Annotated in this window: 14 protein-coding genes; 5 read left to right on the plus strand and 9 right to left on the minus strand. The window is 72.7% G+C overall.

Annotated elements, in window-relative coordinates; genetic code table 11:
- Positions 1-201 precede the first annotated feature (201 nt).
- Entirely contained in the window at positions 202-1,833 is a 1,632-nt protein-coding gene (locus ACFWNV_RS15720; RefSeq protein WP_383946356.1) for a PKD domain-containing protein, read from the plus strand.
- Between the two features lie 81 nt (positions 1,834-1,914).
- On the opposite strand, the gene ACFWNV_RS15725 is transcribed toward ACFWNV_RS15720, so the two are convergent.
- Complete coding sequence (locus ACFWNV_RS15725; RefSeq protein WP_327305424.1) at positions 1,915-3,198, minus strand: adenylosuccinate synthase; 1,284 nt, start codon at positions 3,196-3,198, stop codon at positions 1,915-1,917.
- A gap of 184 nt (positions 3,199-3,382) precedes the next feature.
- Here ACFWNV_RS15725 and ACFWNV_RS15730 point away from each other — a divergent pair, with 184 nt between their 5' ends.
- Positions 3,383-4,294 (plus strand): diacylglycerol kinase, encoded by a 912-nt coding sequence (locus ACFWNV_RS15730; protein ID WP_383946359.1) that lies wholly within the window; start codon positions 3,383-3,385, stop codon positions 4,292-4,294.
- A 211-nt stretch (positions 4,295-4,505) separates the two neighbouring features.
- Positions 4,506-5,108 carry a hypothetical protein gene (locus ACFWNV_RS15735; protein ID WP_383946362.1) on the plus strand — a complete coding sequence of 201 codons (603 nt, stop codon included), beginning with the start codon at positions 4,506-4,508 and terminating at the stop codon, positions 5,106-5,108.
- Here ACFWNV_RS15735 and ACFWNV_RS15740 read toward each other — a convergent pair.
- A complete protein-coding gene (locus tag ACFWNV_RS15740) occupies positions 5,083-5,781 on the minus strand; it encodes an alpha/beta hydrolase (protein WP_383946364.1) in 699 nt (232 codons plus the stop codon). The two genes, ACFWNV_RS15735 and ACFWNV_RS15740, sit on opposite strands and share 26 nt — an antisense overlap.
- 155 nt (positions 5,782-5,936) lie before the next feature.
- Positions 5,937-6,452 (minus strand): GbsR/MarR family transcriptional regulator, encoded by a 516-nt coding sequence (locus ACFWNV_RS15745; RefSeq protein ID WP_383946367.1) that lies wholly within the window; start codon positions 6,450-6,452, stop codon positions 5,937-5,939.
- 63 nt (positions 6,453-6,515) lie between these two features.
- On the opposite strand from ACFWNV_RS15745, the gene ACFWNV_RS15750 reads away from it, so the two are divergent.
- A complete protein-coding gene (locus ACFWNV_RS15750; RefSeq protein ID WP_383946370.1) occupies positions 6,516-7,442 on the plus strand; it encodes an ATP-binding cassette domain-containing protein in 927 nt (308 codons plus the stop codon).
- Complete coding sequence (locus ACFWNV_RS15755; protein WP_383946373.1) at positions 7,439-9,061, plus strand: ABC transporter permease; 1,623 nt, start codon at positions 7,439-7,441, stop codon at positions 9,059-9,061. Before ACFWNV_RS15750 ends, ACFWNV_RS15755 begins: the two co-directional genes overlap by 4 nt.
- Before the next feature lie 70 nt (positions 9,062-9,131).
- Here ACFWNV_RS15755 and ACFWNV_RS15760 read toward each other — a convergent pair whose 3' ends face one another.
- From ACFWNV_RS15760 to ACFWNV_RS15785, 6 genes are all read right to left on the minus strand, one after another.
- Positions 9,132-9,791, minus strand: a complete 660-nt coding sequence (locus ACFWNV_RS15760; RefSeq protein WP_383946376.1) for a response regulator — start codon at positions 9,789-9,791, stop codon at positions 9,132-9,134.
- Entirely contained in the window at positions 9,788-11,101 is a 1,314-nt protein-coding gene (locus ACFWNV_RS15765; RefSeq protein ID WP_383946379.1) for a sensor histidine kinase, read from the minus strand. The genes ACFWNV_RS15760 and ACFWNV_RS15765 overlap by 4 nt, the downstream gene beginning before the upstream one ends.
- Positions 11,102-11,190: 89 nt before the next feature.
- Complete coding sequence (locus ACFWNV_RS15770) at positions 11,191-11,865, minus strand: response regulator (RefSeq protein ID WP_383946382.1); 675 nt, start codon at positions 11,863-11,865, stop codon at positions 11,191-11,193.
- Positions 11,862-13,277, minus strand: a complete 1,416-nt coding sequence (locus ACFWNV_RS15775) for a sensor histidine kinase (RefSeq protein ID WP_383946385.1) — start codon at positions 13,275-13,277, stop codon at positions 11,862-11,864. Before ACFWNV_RS15775 ends, ACFWNV_RS15770 begins: the two co-directional genes overlap by 4 nt.
- Complete coding sequence (locus ACFWNV_RS15780; protein ID WP_383946388.1) at positions 13,270-14,574, minus strand: acyltransferase; 1,305 nt, start codon at positions 14,572-14,574, stop codon at positions 13,270-13,272. The genes ACFWNV_RS15775 and ACFWNV_RS15780 overlap by 8 nt, the downstream gene beginning before the upstream one ends.
- A complete protein-coding gene (locus tag ACFWNV_RS15785; protein ID WP_383946391.1) occupies positions 14,567-15,541 on the minus strand; it encodes an alpha/beta hydrolase in 975 nt (324 codons plus the stop codon). Before ACFWNV_RS15785 ends, ACFWNV_RS15780 begins: the two co-directional genes overlap by 8 nt.
- Positions 15,542-15,616: the final 75 nt, after the last annotated feature.

Raw genomic sequence — 15,616 nt, forward strand, 5'->3', positions numbered from 1 at the left:
CAGCAAGCTCATGAACCCCCCAGTTCAAGCAGACCCGCCTCCGTGATCAGCACGGGGCTCGCGGGCAGGCGGAGCATATCCCCTCGCCGGACCCGGCTGAAAAGTGGTTATGTACGCTACTCGCAAGATCAAATCTGATCATGTTCAAACAGAAGTGGGGGGCCGGTGCGCAATCGCCGACTCGTAATTTCCGCTGCCCTCGTGGCCGCGGGCGTGGGGCTCGTACCGTGGACGGCTCAGGCAGCGGGTTCCGCCGCTCCTGCCGCCCGGACGGTGGCCACGCCGGACAGCACGAAGGACCTGGCCGGGGGGCCCGCGTCCGAGAAGTTCAGCAGCCCTGCCGACCGTACGGTCGTCGCTCCGCTGTCCGGCGCCGGGACCGAGGGGGGCGCGCGCACGCGCGTGGCGGGCAGCCCCGCTCCCGCGATCGAGCTGGACGCCTATGCCGACAGCGCGCACAGGATCCAGTTGACGACGGCGGTCACGGGTGCGGGCGACGAGCTCGACGTCACCGTCGACTGGGGCGACGGCACGGAGCCCACCGCCGCCGGGCCGAACTATCACAACCTCGTCCACAAGTACGCCGAGGTCGGCTCGTACACCGTCACGGTCACGGTGAAGGACGTCACGAACAACGTCCAGGCCGTGAACCAGCTCAAGGTCGTGACGGCGGGTACCGAGTTCACCCCGGTCGCGCCCGCCCGGCTGCTGGACACCCGTGCGGGCATCGGCGGGGCGAAGGCCCAGGTCGGCGGGCGGGGAAGCGTGTCCCTGAAGGTCGGCGGCACCGCCGGGATCCCCGCGGGCGTCAGCGCCGTGGTCCTCAACGTGACGGTCACCAACACCACCGGGGCGGGCCACATCGCGGTCCAGCCCGGCAGGAGCTACGTCGACCCCACGACGTCGAACCTCAACTACGCCCCGGGCCAGAGCGTCCCGAACCTGGTCATCGTGCCGGTCGTGGACGGCTGGGTGCACCTGGTGAACAGCGGCGGGGCTCCGGTCGACCTGATCGCGGACGTCACCGGCTACTTCACCGCGTCCGCGGCCAGCGGCTACACCACCCTGACCCCGGTCCGCACCGTCGACACCAGGTCCGGCCTGGGCGCACCGAAGAGCAAGGTCGCCGGGCAGTCGAACCTCGGCGTCGCGATCACCGGCCGGGGCGGCGTCCCCAAGGGCGCGACCGCCGTGGCGCTCAACCTGACCGTCACGAACCCGCAGGAAGCCGGTCACCTGACCGCCTACCCCAGCGGACAGAAGGCGCCGTCCACGTCCAGCGTGAACTTCACCGCCGGTCAGACCGTCGCCAACTCGGTGATCGTGCCGGTCGGCCCCGACGGAAAGATCGTCATCCGCAACGGCAGTTGGCAGCCCGCGGACGTGGTGATCGACGTCGTCGGCTACTACAGCCCCGACAGCCAGGCGGCCCTGCGGCCGGTGGGGCCCTTCCGTCTGGTCGACACCAGGGAGGACGCCTGGTTCCGCAAGGCCGGCCCGGTGCAGGCCCGCCAGTACCTCCCCCTGCCGCTCATGGGCGATTCGCCCGCTCCCGCGGACGGCTGGGCGCTGAACGTGACGGTCACCAACACGAGCGGCGTGGGCTTCCTGTCGGTGTCCCCCGACCCGAACACGTGGCCGGACTACCAGAAGGGCATCCAGGTCCAGCCGGCCCGGCCCGTCTCCTCGGCCCTGAACTGGGCGGCCGGCCAGACCGTCCCGAACCTCGTCCAGACCTCCGGGGGCAAGGGGGACGTCATCGACTTCTGGAACCAGGGCTGGCAGTCCGTCGACGTGGTCGTCGACTGCCTCGGCATCTACGAGAAGGACTGATCCGCCGACGGGTCCACACACCGAAGGGGCGGTGCACCGTACGGTGCACCGCCCCTTCGGGCGTTCAGGAACGGCTGTCGCCTAGAGGAACGAGTTGATCTCGATCGTCTCGGTGCGGCCGGGGCCGACGCCGATCGCGGAGATCGGGGCGCCCGACATCTCCTCCAGGGCCTTGACGTACGCCTGGGCGTTCTTCGGGAGGTCCGCGAAGGTCTTGGCCTTGGTGATGTCCTCGGACCAGCCGGGGAAGTTCTCGTAGATCGGCTTCGCGTGGTGGAAGTCGGTCTGCGAGTACGGGAGCTCCTCGACGCGCTTGCCGTCGATCTCGTACGCGACGCAGACCGGGATCTCCTCCCAGCCGGTCAGCACGTCCAGCTTGGTGAGGAAGAAGTCCGTCAGGCCGTTGACGCGGGTCGCGTAGCGGGCGATCGGGGCGTCGAACCAGCCGCAGCGGCGGTCACGGCCGGTGGTCACACCGCGCTCGCCGCCGATGCGGCGCAGGGCCTCGCCGTCCGCGTCGAACAGCTCGGTCGGGAACGGGCCGGCGCCGACGCGGGTCGTGTACGCCTTCAGGATGCCGATGACGCGGCTGATCTTCGTCGGGCCGACGCCCGCACCGGTGCAGGCGCCACCGGCGGTCGGGTTCGAGGAGGTGACGAAGGGGTACGTGCCGTGGTCGACGTCGAGCAGGGTGCCCTGGCCGCCCTCGAAGAGCACGACCTTGTCCTGGTCGAGCGCCTTGTTGATGATGAGGGTGGTGTCGGCGACGTACTGCTTGATCTGCTCCGCGTAGCCGAGCAGCTCTTCGACGATCTGGGCCGACTCGATCGCGCGGCGGTTGTACAGCTTCGTGAGGAGCTGGTTCTTGCCCTCCAGCGCCGCTTCGACCTTCTGGGTGAGGATCGACTCGTCGTAGAGGTCCTGGATCCGGATGCCGACGCGGTTGATCTTGTCCGCGTAGGTCGGTCCGATGCCGCGGCCGGTCGTACCGATCTTGCGCTTGCCGAGGAAGCGCTCGCCGACCTTGTCGAGGGTGACGTTGTACGGCGTGATCACGTGCGCGTTGCCGCTGACCAGCAGCTTGGAGGTGTCGATGCCGCGCTCGTTCAGACCGCGCAGCTCGGAGAGCAGGACGGCCGGGTCGATGACGACACCGTTGCCGATGACCGGGGTGCATCCGGGGGAGAGGATGCCGGAAGGGAGAAGGTGCAGTGCGTACTTCTGGTCGCCCACGACGACCGTGTGGCCGGCGTTGTTGCCGCCCTGGTAACGCACTACATAGTCAACGGATCCACCGAGCAGGTCGGTGGCCTTTCCCTTGCCCTCGTCACCCCACTGAGCTCCGAGCAGCACAAGAGCGGGCACAGGCGTACACCTCTTCCGGATGGGGCATGTCCAAGGTCAGGGGGCGTACGACGATGTACACCGCAGGCTGAGCCGTCGGACCGGTACCCCGGAATAGACGAAGGCCCTGGCGCAATAGCGCAAGGGCCTCTTGCACAAAGATGCTACCCGAGGAAGGACCGAGGTGTCGGCTCCAGAGCCCACCATGAGCCATGCGGGCGCGCCGGTAGGCGGCCTGCTCGTGCTCGTCGACCCGGTCGCCCGCCGTCTTGACGGCGAGTCCGTGCGAATCGCGAAAGATGTGTTGTCAGCGGGAGCGGCGGCAAAAATTTGTCTCCCGGACTCACAGGAGGAGTTTGCGCGGGCCCTCGCCCGCCGGGGTCATCGGCAGCCGGTGATCGTGGGCGACGATCGCGCACTCGTACGGGCCGTCGGGCTGCTGCACCGTGAGCGGGCGCTGTCCGAGGGGGCCGTTTCGCTGATTCCGGTGGGGCCGGCCGGGTCGCTGGTACTGGCGCTGCAGCTCGGCGTGCCGCTGTCGGCCGTGTCGGCCGCGCGGGCGGTCCTGGACGGGGCCGTCGGAATGCGGGACCTGCTGGTCGACGACAGCGACGGGGTGGTGCTGGGCGGGATCGGCATCCCGCCGCCGCCCGTGGGGGCCGGATCCGGGTCGCGGTCCGGGGCCCGGTTCGGGGCCCGGACCGGGCCCGGGGGCGTGCCGCGGCCGGCCGGGCCGTCGGTGTGGAACGCGTACCGCTCGCTGGTCCGCACGTTCGGCCGCCCGCCGGCCGGGGCTCCGTCCGGCACCGGATCCGGTGGCGGCCACCGGCTGCGGGTGGAGGCCGACGGGGTGGTCCTGGCGGACGTGGACGGGATGGTGGAGGACGTCGCGGTGTCGGCCCGGGAGGGCGACGGGCTGGCGGACGTGCTGGTCCGGCTGGCGGCGGGCCCGGACGGCGACCGCGACCCCGTGGTGCGGGTGCGCGCGTCGGCGGTGACCGTGTCGGGGGCGGACTTCCGCTACCGGTCGGACGTCGCGATCACCGGCCCGGTCCGGCGCCGTACGTGGACCTTGCGCCCCGGGGCATGGGGGCTGACACTGCCGCTGCAGCGCTGACACGGGGAGGGCGGGGGCCGATGGCGGGGATCGCGGACGTCGTGGACGTTTCCTGGTGGACCGGGGTGTTCCGGTGCGCGGGGGAGGAAGCGAAGGCGGCGGCCGCCCCCGGCGTCTTCCGGAACTTCGTCCGGTGACCGGGGATCCGATGACCGGGGATCCGGTGGCGAGCGGGCCCCCGGCGGGCGGACCCCACGCGGGGGAGCCGCCCGTGCCCGGGCCGCCCGGGGAGGCGGCCGTGCGGGACGCGCTCAGTGACTGGCGGCAGGACGCCGCGCTGATCGGGCTGGTCCCGGTGCTGTGCTGGCCCGCGCTCATCGGGGCCCTGATCACCCGCCCCGCGCCCTTGCAGGCGGTCCTGCTGGGGCTGCTGTGCCTGCCCGTGCTCGTCGCCCTCAGGGAGCTCTACGTCGCCCGGCGGGTGCGCCGGGCCCTGCGGGATCCGGAGCTGCGCTGGACCCCGTACGACCTCCGGGTGCTGCGCGGGCACGGGCTGCCGCCGCTGCTGGTCCTGAGCGGCGGCTCCGGCGGGCCCGGCCGCCGCGGGCCGTGGGTGCTGGCCCTGGGGCCGCTGGGGCGGCGGGTGCTCCCGCCGCGGGCATGGCCCCGTACCGATCCCGCTCTCCCGCAGTCGGCCCTGCCGCCGTCGCCGGCGGAGTCGCAGGCCGCGGATCCGCCGCCGGAGCGGTTCGTGTGGCTGGCCGGGGACCCGGGGCCGGGAGCCGTGGTGTGGGCGCCGCGCGCCCGGGAGCTGGGCCGGGCGCGCAGGCTGTGGCGGCGGGGCGCGCTCAGGCGGACGCCGCCGCCTCGATGAGGTCGCAGACCGGGCCGGGGAGGGAGGCCAGTGAGGCGTGGCTCGCGTCGAGCTCGACGGTCTTGCGGGGGTTCATGCGGGCGGCCATGCGGCGCTCGTTGTCGGGGTGGATCATGCGGTCGGCGGTGGAGACCTGGTACCAGGACGGCTTCGCGCGCCAGGCGGGCGCGGTGACGGCGTCGCCGAAGGCGGAGGCGAGGGGAGCCTTCTGGGTCACGGCCATGACCAGGGCTTCTTCGGGGTCGAGGTCCTGGGCGAAGCTCTCGTGGAACTTGTCCTGCCTGACCCACAGGTAGCCGTCGGAGTCGGGCGCGATGTTCTCGAAGGCCGCGGGCGGGTTCTCCTGGCTGATCCCGCCGGGGCTCTCGCCCGCGTCGGGCGCGAACGCGGCGACGTAGACCAGTCCGGTGACGTTGGGCAGGTCCCCGGCCTCGGTGATGACGGCTCCGCCGTACGAGTGGCCGACGAGGAGCACCGGCCCGTCGATCTGCCGGACCATCTTGCGGGTCCGCTCGGCGTCGTCGGCGAGGGAGGTCAGCGGGTTCTCGACGGCGTGCAGGTCCGTGTACCCGCGGCGGTGGAGCTCGCCGATGACCTTGGCCCAGTGGGCGGCGCCGCCCCAGAAGCCGTGGACGAGGACGATGGCGGGGGTGCGGACGGGGTTGTCGGCCATGAGGTTCTGCTCCTGAGTCCGGTTGCGTGTGTCCCGTGCCCCCCCGTGCCCCCCGGGCCACGCTAGGGGGACGGTCCACCGGCCGCCACGGCGCGACGGCGTCGCCGCGGATGCCGGACCGGAGGGACCGGACGGACCGGACCGGACGGACCGGGCTACGGCAGGTTCAGGGTCGCGCGATGGGTGCGCCAGCGGTCCATCAGGCTCAGGAGTTCCGTCTGCATGAACGCGAAGAACGCCGCCGTCTCGGCGACCCGGGCGCCCGCGGGGGAGTCCGGGCCGAGGCCGGCCGCGCCGTCGCGGAGGGTCTTCTCCCAGAGGGTCAGGATCTGGTCCCGGCGGGTGAAGGTCTCGTACCAGAGCTCGTTGTGCAGCACGTAGCGATCGCGCCGCGAACCCGGCTCCCGCTCCCGGCTGACCATGTTGACCTGGGACAGGTAGGCGACGGCCCCCGACACCGCCGCGGGGCTGATCCGCAGGGCCTCGCCCAGTTCCGCCGAGGTCATCGAGCCGCCGTCGCTCGCGAGCAGCCGGGCGAAGACGCGCGCGGCCATCCGCTGCATCCCCGCCTCGGTCAGCTGCGCGGCGAACCGCTCGACGAAGCGCGAGACCGCCTCCTCGTCCCGGGGATCCGCACCGGTCTTCACGTCGTCGTTCACGTCTTCCGCCACCCTCCCGACTTTACGTGATTCCCGACCTTCACAAATTTGTGAAAGAAGCGTACGTTCAAAAGCATGACGAAGGCAATCAGCGCCGCCGGACTCCACAAGGCGTTCGGTCGCACCCACGCACTGGACGGCCTCGACCTCGCGGTCGCCACCGGAGAGGTGCACGGATTCCTCGGCCCCAACGGCGCCGGCAAGTCCACCGCGATCCGCGTCCTGCTCGGTCTGCTGCGCGCCGACTCCGGCACCGTCCGCCTGCTCGGCGGCGACCCGTGGGCCGATGCCGTCGAGCTGCACCGCCGCATCGCCTACGTGCCCGGAGACGTCACCCTCTGGCGCAACCTCTCCGGCGGCGAGGTCATCGACCTCTACGGGCGCCTGCGCGGCGGCGGCCGCGGCGGCCGGGCCGGGCTCGACCCGGCGCGCCGCGCCGAACTGATCGAGCGGTTCGAACTCGACCCGACCAAGAAGGGGCGCACGTACTCCAAGGGCAACCGCCAGAAGGTGGCCCTCGTCGCCGCCTTCGCCGCCGACGTCGAGCTGCTCATCCTCGACGAGCCCACCTCCGGCCTCGACCCGCTGATGGAGGAGGTCTTCCGCGGCTGCGTCGCCGAGGCCCGCGCCGCCGGGCGCACCGTCCTGCTCAGCTCGCACGTCCTGAGCGAGGTCGAGGCCCTCTGCGACCGGGTCAGCATCATCCGCACGGGCCGTACGGTCGAGACCGGCAGCCTCGCCGAACTGCGCCACCTGACCCGTACGTCGATCAGCGCCGAGCTCGCCGCCCCGCCGAACGGGCTCGCGCAGCTGCCGGGCGTCCACGACGTGCAGGTGCAGGGGCGGAGGATCCGGCTCCAGGCCGACACGGACAAGCTGGACGCCGTACTGCGGTCCCTGGCCGCCTCGGGGGTACGGTCCCTGACCGCGACCCCGCCGACCCTCGAAGAGCTCTTCCTGCGGCACTACGCCCGGACCGGGGAGACGGGGGAAGCGCGATGACCGCGACGACCGCGACGACCGCGATGACCGCGACGAGGCACCGTCAACTGGCCGGGACCGGCGCCCTGCTGCGCCTCGCCCTGCGCCGCGACCGCGTCATGATGCCGGTCTGGATCCTGGCCGTGGCGGCCCTGCTGCTCAGCCTGCCCGCCTCTCTCGCATCGGTGTACGCGACGCCGGCCGAACGGTCCCGCCTCCTCGCCACCATGAGCGCGAACGGCTCGCTCCGCGCCCTCTACGGCCCTGCCTTCGGCGATTCGATCGGTGCGCTGACCGCCTGGCGGGGCGGGGTCTTCGCCGGGCTGCTCGCCGGGGTCATGAGCCTGATCATCGTGATCCGGCACACCCGCGAGGAGGAGGAGTCGGGGCGTCAGGAACTCCTGTCCGCGGCGATGGTGGGGCGCCGGGCCCCGCTCACGGCGGCCCTGATGGCGGCCTTCGCGGCCAATGCGCTGGTCGCCCTCCTCGTCACGGCCGGACTCGCCGGGCGGGGCGCGGGCGGAGCGCTCGCCCTCGGGCTCGGGACCGGCGCCACCGGGATGCTGTTCGCATCGGCGGCCGCAGTGACGGCTCAGCTCACCGAGAGCGCGCGGCTCGCCAGGGGCCTCGCCGGAACACTGCTCGGCGCGGCCTTCCTCCTGCGCGCCGCGGGCGACGCGGGCTCCGAGGCCGGTGCGTCGGCGCTGACCTGGATCTCCCCGCTGGGCTGGCTGGAGCACCTACGGGCCTTCGCGGCCGAACGCTGGTGGGTGCTCGCCCTGTTCGCGGCGGCCTTCGCCGTCCAGACGGCCGCGGCCTTCGTGCTCGCGGGCCGCCGCGACCTCGGCATGAGCTTCCTGGCGGTCCGCCCGGGCCCGGCCGAGGGGCGGCTCGGCGGCGCCGGGGCGCTGGCGTGGCGGCTGCAGCGGGGCGGGCTGCTCGGCTGGAGCCTCGGATTCCTGGCAGCCGGCGTGGTGTTCGGGGGGATGGCGGACGGGGCCACCGAGCTGGTCGGCGACAACCCCAGGACCCGGGAGATCATCGAGCGGATGGGCGGCGCGGGCGGCGGGGCGGGCCTCACCGACGCCTTCCTGGCGACGATGGCCGGGATGCTCGGACTGCTGGCCGCCCTCTTCATCGTGTCGGCCGTACTGCGCCTGGGCGCCGAGGAGTCGGGACAGCGTGCGGAGCCCGTCCTGGCGCATTCCGTCGGCCGGCTGCGCTGGGCCGCCGGGCATCTGGCCATCGCCTTCGGCGGCTCGGCGCTGATCCTGCTGCTGGGCGGGCTCGGCCTGGGCCTGGGCCATGGCGCGGATCTCGGGCAGACCGTCGGGGGCTGTCTCGTGCAGCTCCCCGCGGTATGGGTGATCGGGGCCGTCGTGGCCCTCCTGTACGGCGCGGTCCCCGGCTACGCCTCGGCCGGCTGGGCGGTGGCCGGGGCTGCGCTGGCCCTCGGCTGGATCGGCCCCGCACTGAACCTCCCGGGGGCGGTCCTGGACCTGTCGCCCTTCGCCCACCTGCCCCGGATCCCCGGCTCCGAGGCTCTGACCTGGGCTCCTCTGCTGCTGCTGAGCGCCGTGGCGGCGGCCCTCCTGGCGGCTGCCCTGACCGCCCTGCGCCGCCGGGACCTGCCGGCCTGAGCCCCGGGATTCCTTGATCCACGCCCGTCCGAAAAGTTGTCCACAGCTGTGGACAACTTTTCGGAGCGGCCTAAGCGGGGGTCACCAGCCGGGTCTCGTACGCGAACACCGCCGCCTGCGTGCGGTCCCGCAGTCCCAGCTTGACCAGGATCCGGCTCACGTGCGTCTTGATGGTGGACTCGGCGATGATCAGCCGGTCGGCTATCTCCGCGTTGGACAAGCCCTGTGCGATCAGCACCAGCACCTCGGTCTCCCGCTCCGTCAGCTCCGTGACCGCCGCGGAGCCCGCCTGCGTCCGGGTCTCCGACAACTTCGAGAACTCCGTGATCAGCCGCTTGGTCACGGAAGGCGCCAGCAGAGCCTCCCCGGCGGCCACCACCCTCACCCCATCGGCCAGTTGGCGGGCGGAGGCGTCCTTCAGGAGGAACCCGGACGCGCCGGCCCGCAGTGCCTGGTACACGTACTCGTCGAGGTCGAAGGTCGTCAGGACCAGCACCTTCGCGTCCGTGTCGGCGGCCACGATCTCCCGCGTGGCCTCCAGGCCGTTCATCTCCGGCATCCGGATGTCCATCAGCACCACATCCGGCTTCAGCGCCGCCACCTGGGCGATGGCCTCCCGCCCGTTCACCGCCTCCCCGGCCACTTCGATTCCGTCCATCGCGTTCAGCAGGACGGAGAAACCCTCACGGACCATCATCTGGTCGTCGACGATGAGCACTCTGATCGTCATACCGGATCCTTCGCCGGATCCGGGCGGCTGCCGGCCACAGGTATGAACACCGCCACCTCGAACCCGCCGGAGGCCAGTTCCCCGGCGGTCATCTCCCCTTCCAGCATGGCCACCCGCTCGCGCATCCCGGTGACCCCCTGCCCCGCCCCCGGCGAGGGCCGCACGTCCCCGGTGCCGGCCTCGTTGACGATGCGCAGGCCCAGCCCGCCCAGCACGTAGGACAGCTCGACCGCGGCGCCCGCGCCCGGTGCGTGCCGCAGGGTGTTGCTCAGGGCCTCCTGGATGATCCGGTAGGCCGACAGCTCCACACCCGGCGGCAGTTCGCGCACCGAACCCGTCACGGTCTTGTCCACCCTCAGCCCGGCCTCCCGCACATTGGCCAGCAGTCCGTCCAGCGAGGCCAGCGTCGGCTGCGGGGCGTCCGGCGCCTCGTAGTCCGCGGAGCGCACGACACCCAGCACCCGGCGCAGCTCGGTCAGGGCGGCCACCGCGTTCTCCCGGATGGTGACGAACGCGGCCTCCAGCTCCGGCGGCGGATTCTTCACCCGGTAGGGCGCGGCCTCCGCCTGGATGGCCACCACCGACATGTGGTGCGCGACCACGTCGTGGAGCTCCCTCGCGATCGTGGTCCGCTCCTCCAGCAGGGTCCGCCGGTCCCGCTCGACGGCGGTCACCTCCTGCTGCGCGGTGACCTCCTGCTCCGCCTGCTTGCGGATGTTGCGGATGCTCACCGCCAGCAGGGCGAGCGCCGAGGCGAAGGCCATCGGGCCGACGTTGATGTCCTGACCGTGCCCGAGCACGATGGACGTCCCGATGCCGATCGACAGCGTGACCACCCACATCCAGCCGGCCGTCCGGGGACTGGTCCGCATCGCCACCAGCGTCACCGTCGCCAGGTACGAGAAGAAGGTGGCGGGGATCCAGGGCCAGTTGGGATCGGAGCCGCTGACGACGGAGAAGACCATGGTGACCGCCACGGCGGCCCAGAACGCCCCCAGCGGCCGCACCAGGGTCATCGCGATCGGGGCGGCCGCGAGCAGCCCCATCACCAGGGAGGCGGCCTGCGGCAGGCCGCTGGAAACCGAGGTGAAGACCACCACGAGGAACGCCACCCCGCAGACGACCGCATGCGGCAGGTGGGCGGCCTCCACCCGTATCCGGTTCGGGAGCCGCCGGGTCAGCGGCCCGTCCGTGCGCATCGGCGGCAGGGGGCGGTAGGCGAAGGCGTCGGTGATCAGGGCCTGGCGCAGGCTCTGCACGAAGCCCGAAGCCAGCCGGATCTCTGGTGTCCCGTGGGTCGTCTCGGTCATGCTCCCCACGGTAGGCGGGCCCTGTCCTGGTCCGCGTCGCCGCTGAAGGGGATTTCCCGGGGTCCCCCTCAAGTACTACAGGGGCTGCCTCAGTAGCCCGTCGGACGGATCAGCCCCGTCTCGTACGCGAACACCGCGGCCTGGGTGCGGTCCCGCAGACCCAGCTTCACCAGGATCCGGCCCACGTGCGTCTTGACCGTCTGCTCGGCCAGGATCAAGTGCTCGGCGATCTCCGCGTTCGACATGCCCTGGGCGACCAGCGACAGCACCTCCGTCTCCCGCTCCGTCAGCTCGTCGATCCGCGCCTTCGACGGCGCCCGCGGAGCCCCCAGCCGGGAGAACTCGGTGATCAGGCGCTTCGTGATGTTCGGGGCGAGGAGCGCCTCCCCGGCCGCGATCACGCGGACCGCCTCCGCCAGCTGATCGGCGGAGGCGTCCTTGAGGAGGAAACCCGAGGCCCCGGCGCGCAGCGCCTCGTACACGTACTCGTCGAGGTCGAAGGTGGTCAGCACCAGCACCTTCACCGCGGAGTCAGGGGCCCCGGTGATGAGGGAGGTGGCCTCGATCCCGCCCATCCCGGGCATCCGGATGTCCATCAGCACCACGTCCGGGGCCAGTTCGGCGACCTTGGCCACGGCCTCGGTGCCGTCGACGGCCTGCCCCACGACCTCGATGTCGGGCTGGGCGTCGAGGAGCACGGTGAAGCCCTGCCGGACCATCATCTGGTCGTCGGCGATCATCACCCTGATCGGGGCAGCAGTCATGAGTCCTTCTTCCTCGTCTCGGGGCCGGCGGAGGTCACGCCGCTCGGGGACACGGGATCCATCGGGAGCACGGCGCTCACCTCGTACCCCCCGTCGGGGCGGGGACCGGCGGCCAGTTCGCCCCCCAGCATGCCCGCTCGCTCCCGCATCCCCAGCAGCCCGTGCCCCGCTCCCATGGTCGGCGGGGCCGGCCGGGTCGGCGCCGTGTTGGCGACGCACAGGTGCACATCGCGGGGCCCGTAGGCGATGCCGACCTCCACGCGGGAGCCGGGCGCGTGCCGCAGACAGTTGCTCAGCGCCTCCTGCACGATCCGGTACGCCGTGAGCTCCACCCCCGGGGACAGCGGCCGGCGGATGCCCGCGATCTCGGTGGTGACCTCCAGCCCGGCCGCCCGCACGTTGTCCACGAGACCCCCCAACTCGGCCAGCGTCGGCTGCGGATGGTGCGCCTCGGCATCCTCGCCCGGGTGCTCGGAACGCAGCACCCCCAGGACGCGGCGCAGCTCCGTCAGCGCCTCCACGGCATTCGCGCGGATCCCGGCCAGGTTCTCCTTGAGCTCCTCCGGCGGGTTCTCCACGAGGTAGGGGGCCACCTGCGCCTGGATGGAGATCACCGACATGTGGTGCGCGACGACATCGTGCAGCTCGCGGGCGATCCGGCTGCGCTCCTCCAGCAGGGTGCGCCGGGCACGCTCCTCCTCGGTGAGGGTCTCCTGCTCGACGAGCTGCGTCCGGGCCAGCCGGGTCGCGCGCAGGGCGTACCCGAGGAGGCCGGTGAAGGCGAACAGCAGGATGGCCCCGGGAGCGGTGGTGCCGCTGTGCTCGGGCCTGAAGAGCCCCTCGGCCAGTCCGGTGCAGGCGACGACGACGGTCACCGCCCCGACCGTCACCCGGGGCGGCACCCGCAGGGACACCAGGAGCAGCACCGGGGCGAAGGCGAATATCCCGGCGGGCATCCACGGCCAGCTCTGGCCCTGGCCGACGTGGCCGTGGATCTGCGCGGCGATCAGTCCCGCCCCGGTCAGGCCGAGCCAGTACCCGGCCATCGGCCACCGCATCGCGATCACGATGGAGGCGCCGACCATGGTCGCCAGCAGGGGCCGGACGGAACCGTGCACCCCGTAGTGATTGCTGAGCTGCTCCGTGGTCACGGCGAAGAAGGCCGCCGCCAGATAGAGGAGAACCAGGTGGGGGAGCCAGGCCAGCCAGCGCGGCCTCGACACCTTCGGGAGGGGATCGGCCTTGAGGTCCAGGAGACCCAGGGCCACGCTCCGCACCACGGCCGAAGCCCCGCCGGGGGAACCTCCGGACTGCCCACCGGCCGCGGCCGGGTTGGAGACCAGGACCGGGGCCGGCACCGGCACCGGCTTCGGGGGCTCGCTCTGCTCGTTCACATCGTCCAGCCTAGGCATCGAGGTTCTCCTTGACGCGGCCCGCCTGGCCGGTGACTGCGCTTTCACCGGCCGGAGTTGGCACGGTTCGGGCAACGGGGGAGGTGTTCCCGCGGGCCGGGACGGACGTGGCGACGATCCGTGAGGGGACGGTGACCGGCGCCCCGGAGGATCCGCGGCGGCGTCGGCCCCGGGGGCGTCCGCCGGGCTGCTCGTAGGTGTGGAAGGCGGCCCAGCAGACCGCCAGCGCGGCCGCGAACACGGGCAGCCAGAGCAGCCGGACGGCTATCCACTCCGCGGAGGCGGGCACGGTGTGCAGGCCGGGCAGATCGGTGGAGACCAGCAGTCCCATCGCGGTGACGGCCATCATCGCGGTCTGGTGCCACAGGAAGATCGTCATGGCGGACAGGTTCACCAGCGCCACCTTCGCCCAGGCCCGCGGTCGGCTCATCACCCGGGCCAGCGGCTCCCGCAGCAGCAGCGCCAGCCCGCACTGGGCCAGACCGAACGCGACGGCGGCCAGCGTCGGCGGGTTCAGATTCGAGATCGCGGCTCCGGGGACGCCGACCATCGAGGCGGGGTACCCGCCCCAGAGGATCAGTGCGGCCGAGGCGGCGATCCCGCCGCCGAGCAACAGGGCGGCCGGGGCACGCCGGGCGAAGGCCCCCCGGGACCAGGCGGCGCCCAGGGTGTAGGGCACCAGCCAGCCGGCGGCCACATTGACCCAGCCGATCCACGCGGGCCCGCCGAACCCGAAGCGCCAGACATCGACGCAGGCCACCACGGCCAGCGGCAACAGCGGACTCAGCCGGGCGACGAGCGGGGTCGCGGCGGTGAGCGCGGCGAAGACGAGGAGGAACCACAGCGGCGACAGGACGAGCTTGAGCAGGGTCCGCACCGTGTCGGTCCCGACCCCGCCGAGCAGCATGGCGCCGGAGGCGAGGCTCCAGAGGACCAGGACGGCGGCGACCGGCCGGAACAGCCTGCCCAGACGCTGCCCGACCCACTGCCCGTACGGGACTCCGCGCCCGCGCGCCGACTCGTACCCCTGGGCGGCGACGTGACCGCCGACCAGGAAGAAGACGGCCAGGGTCTGGAACACCCAGGAGACCGGGGCCAGTGCGCTCATGTGGGCCAGCGGGCTGGTGGTGGCGAGGCCGCCGTCTGCACGGGTGAGCGCGGTGACCAGCCAGTGGCCCAGCACCACGCCGAGGATGGCGAAGGCCCGCAGGGCGTCCACGGCCCGGTCCCGGTGTGCGGGGGTTCCGGCGTCGATGCGGTCCGCGAGGGCGGACCAGCGGGCGAGCGGTTCACGCATGCGCACGGGAGACCTCCGGGGAGTCGCCGAGCACGATGGCGGCCAGGCTGTTCAGGGACTCGGTACCGGGCTTGAGGTAGTCGCTGTGGCCGCCGGCGCCGGCCGCGAACGGCAGGGCTTCGAAGGCGGGGTCCACGGGATCGGTGCCGAAGCCGACCCCGGCGACCCGGACGTGCGGGACGCCGGAGATCCAGTCGGCGCCGCCCCGGCCGGCCCAGACACGGGCCCGGGTCGGCAGCTGCGCGGCGGAATCGGACCCCGTGCCCGGGCTGCCGAACAGGGCGATGTCGGTGACCTCGGAGCCGGTCCCGGTACGGGCGCAGACGACGGACCCGTAGGAGTGGCAGAGCAGCGAGAGGTGCGCCTCCGGCGCGGCCAGCCGGGCCAGCCGGGGAAGGAAGGAGCCGAGTTCGGCGGCGGCCCCGTCGGCGCGGCCCGTGGTCAGGACGGCCGGACTGACCGTGCCGGGGGTGTCGTACCCGAGCCAGGCGACCACGGCGGAGCGGGGATGCCCGGCCCGGAGCCGCTGGTCGAGGGCTGCGGCTCCGGCGCGGAACCGCTGGTAGGTGTCCAGCGTCGTGTCCGACCCGGGGACCAGGACCGCGATCCGGTCGGCGGTCTCCAGATCGCCGAACACCTCTATCGCCCGGCCCTTGCCGCGCCCGTCGAAGACGAGGAACCGGGCACCGCCGCCCGCCTCCATCGCGCGGAGCTTCGCCGCGCGGTCGTTGCGCCCGGCGCTCTCGGCCGTACCGGCCGCCTCGGCGAGGTTGGCGAGGTTGGCGGCGTACCGGTCGGGGAGCGCGGCGCGCTCCCCGAGGGCGGCGGGGGCCGGCGCGGGCACGTTCGGGGAAGCGGCGGCGGAAACGGGGAGCACAACGGCCGCTGCGACGAGCCCCGCCAGCAGCGTGCGGCGCAGACGGCCGCTGCTGCGGCCGTCGGGACGTGCGGTGGGTCGGCGCTTCATGGGCCCGTTCCTTCGCTTGTGCCAGAGGGGGGTGCTGCGTTGTTCTCTGGTCACGAAGTTAGGAATCGGGAGCCC

This window comes from Streptomyces sp. NPDC058401 (assembly GCF_042722885.1).
Lineage (GTDB): Bacteria > Actinomycetota > Actinomycetes > Streptomycetales > Streptomycetaceae > Streptomyces.

Coding starts and splice junctions, on each gene's coding strand:
- ACFWNV_RS15785 (WP_383946391.1), bottom strand. CDS start 15,541: ATGAAGCGCCGACCCACCGCACGTCCCGACGGCCGCAGCAGCGGCCGT.
- ACFWNV_RS15730 (WP_383946359.1), top strand. CDS start 3,383: ATGAGCCATGCGGGCGCGCCGGTAGGCGGCCTGCTCGTGCTCGTCGAC.
- ACFWNV_RS15775 (WP_383946385.1), bottom strand. CDS start 13,277: ATGCCTAGGCTGGACGATGTGAACGAGCAGAGCGAGCCCCCGAAGCCG.
- ACFWNV_RS15780 (WP_383946388.1), bottom strand. CDS start 14,574: ATGCGTGAACCGCTCGCCCGCTGGTCCGCCCTCGCGGACCGCATCGAC.
- ACFWNV_RS15755 (WP_383946373.1), top strand. CDS start 7,439: ATGACCGCGACGACCGCGACGACCGCGATGACCGCGACGAGGCACCGT.
- ACFWNV_RS15765 (WP_383946379.1), bottom strand. CDS start 11,101: ATGACCGAGACGACCCACGGGACACCAGAGATCCGGCTGGCTTCGGGC.
- ACFWNV_RS15740 (WP_383946364.1), bottom strand. CDS start 5,781: ATGGCCGACAACCCCGTCCGCACCCCCGCCATCGTCCTCGTCCACGGC.
- ACFWNV_RS15770 (WP_383946382.1), bottom strand. CDS start 11,865: ATGACTGCTGCCCCGATCAGGGTGATGATCGCCGACGACCAGATGATG.
- ACFWNV_RS15760 (WP_383946376.1), bottom strand. CDS start 9,791: ATGACGATCAGAGTGCTCATCGTCGACGACCAGATGATGGTCCGTGAG.
- ACFWNV_RS15750 (WP_383946370.1), top strand. CDS start 6,516: ATGACGAAGGCAATCAGCGCCGCCGGACTCCACAAGGCGTTCGGTCGC.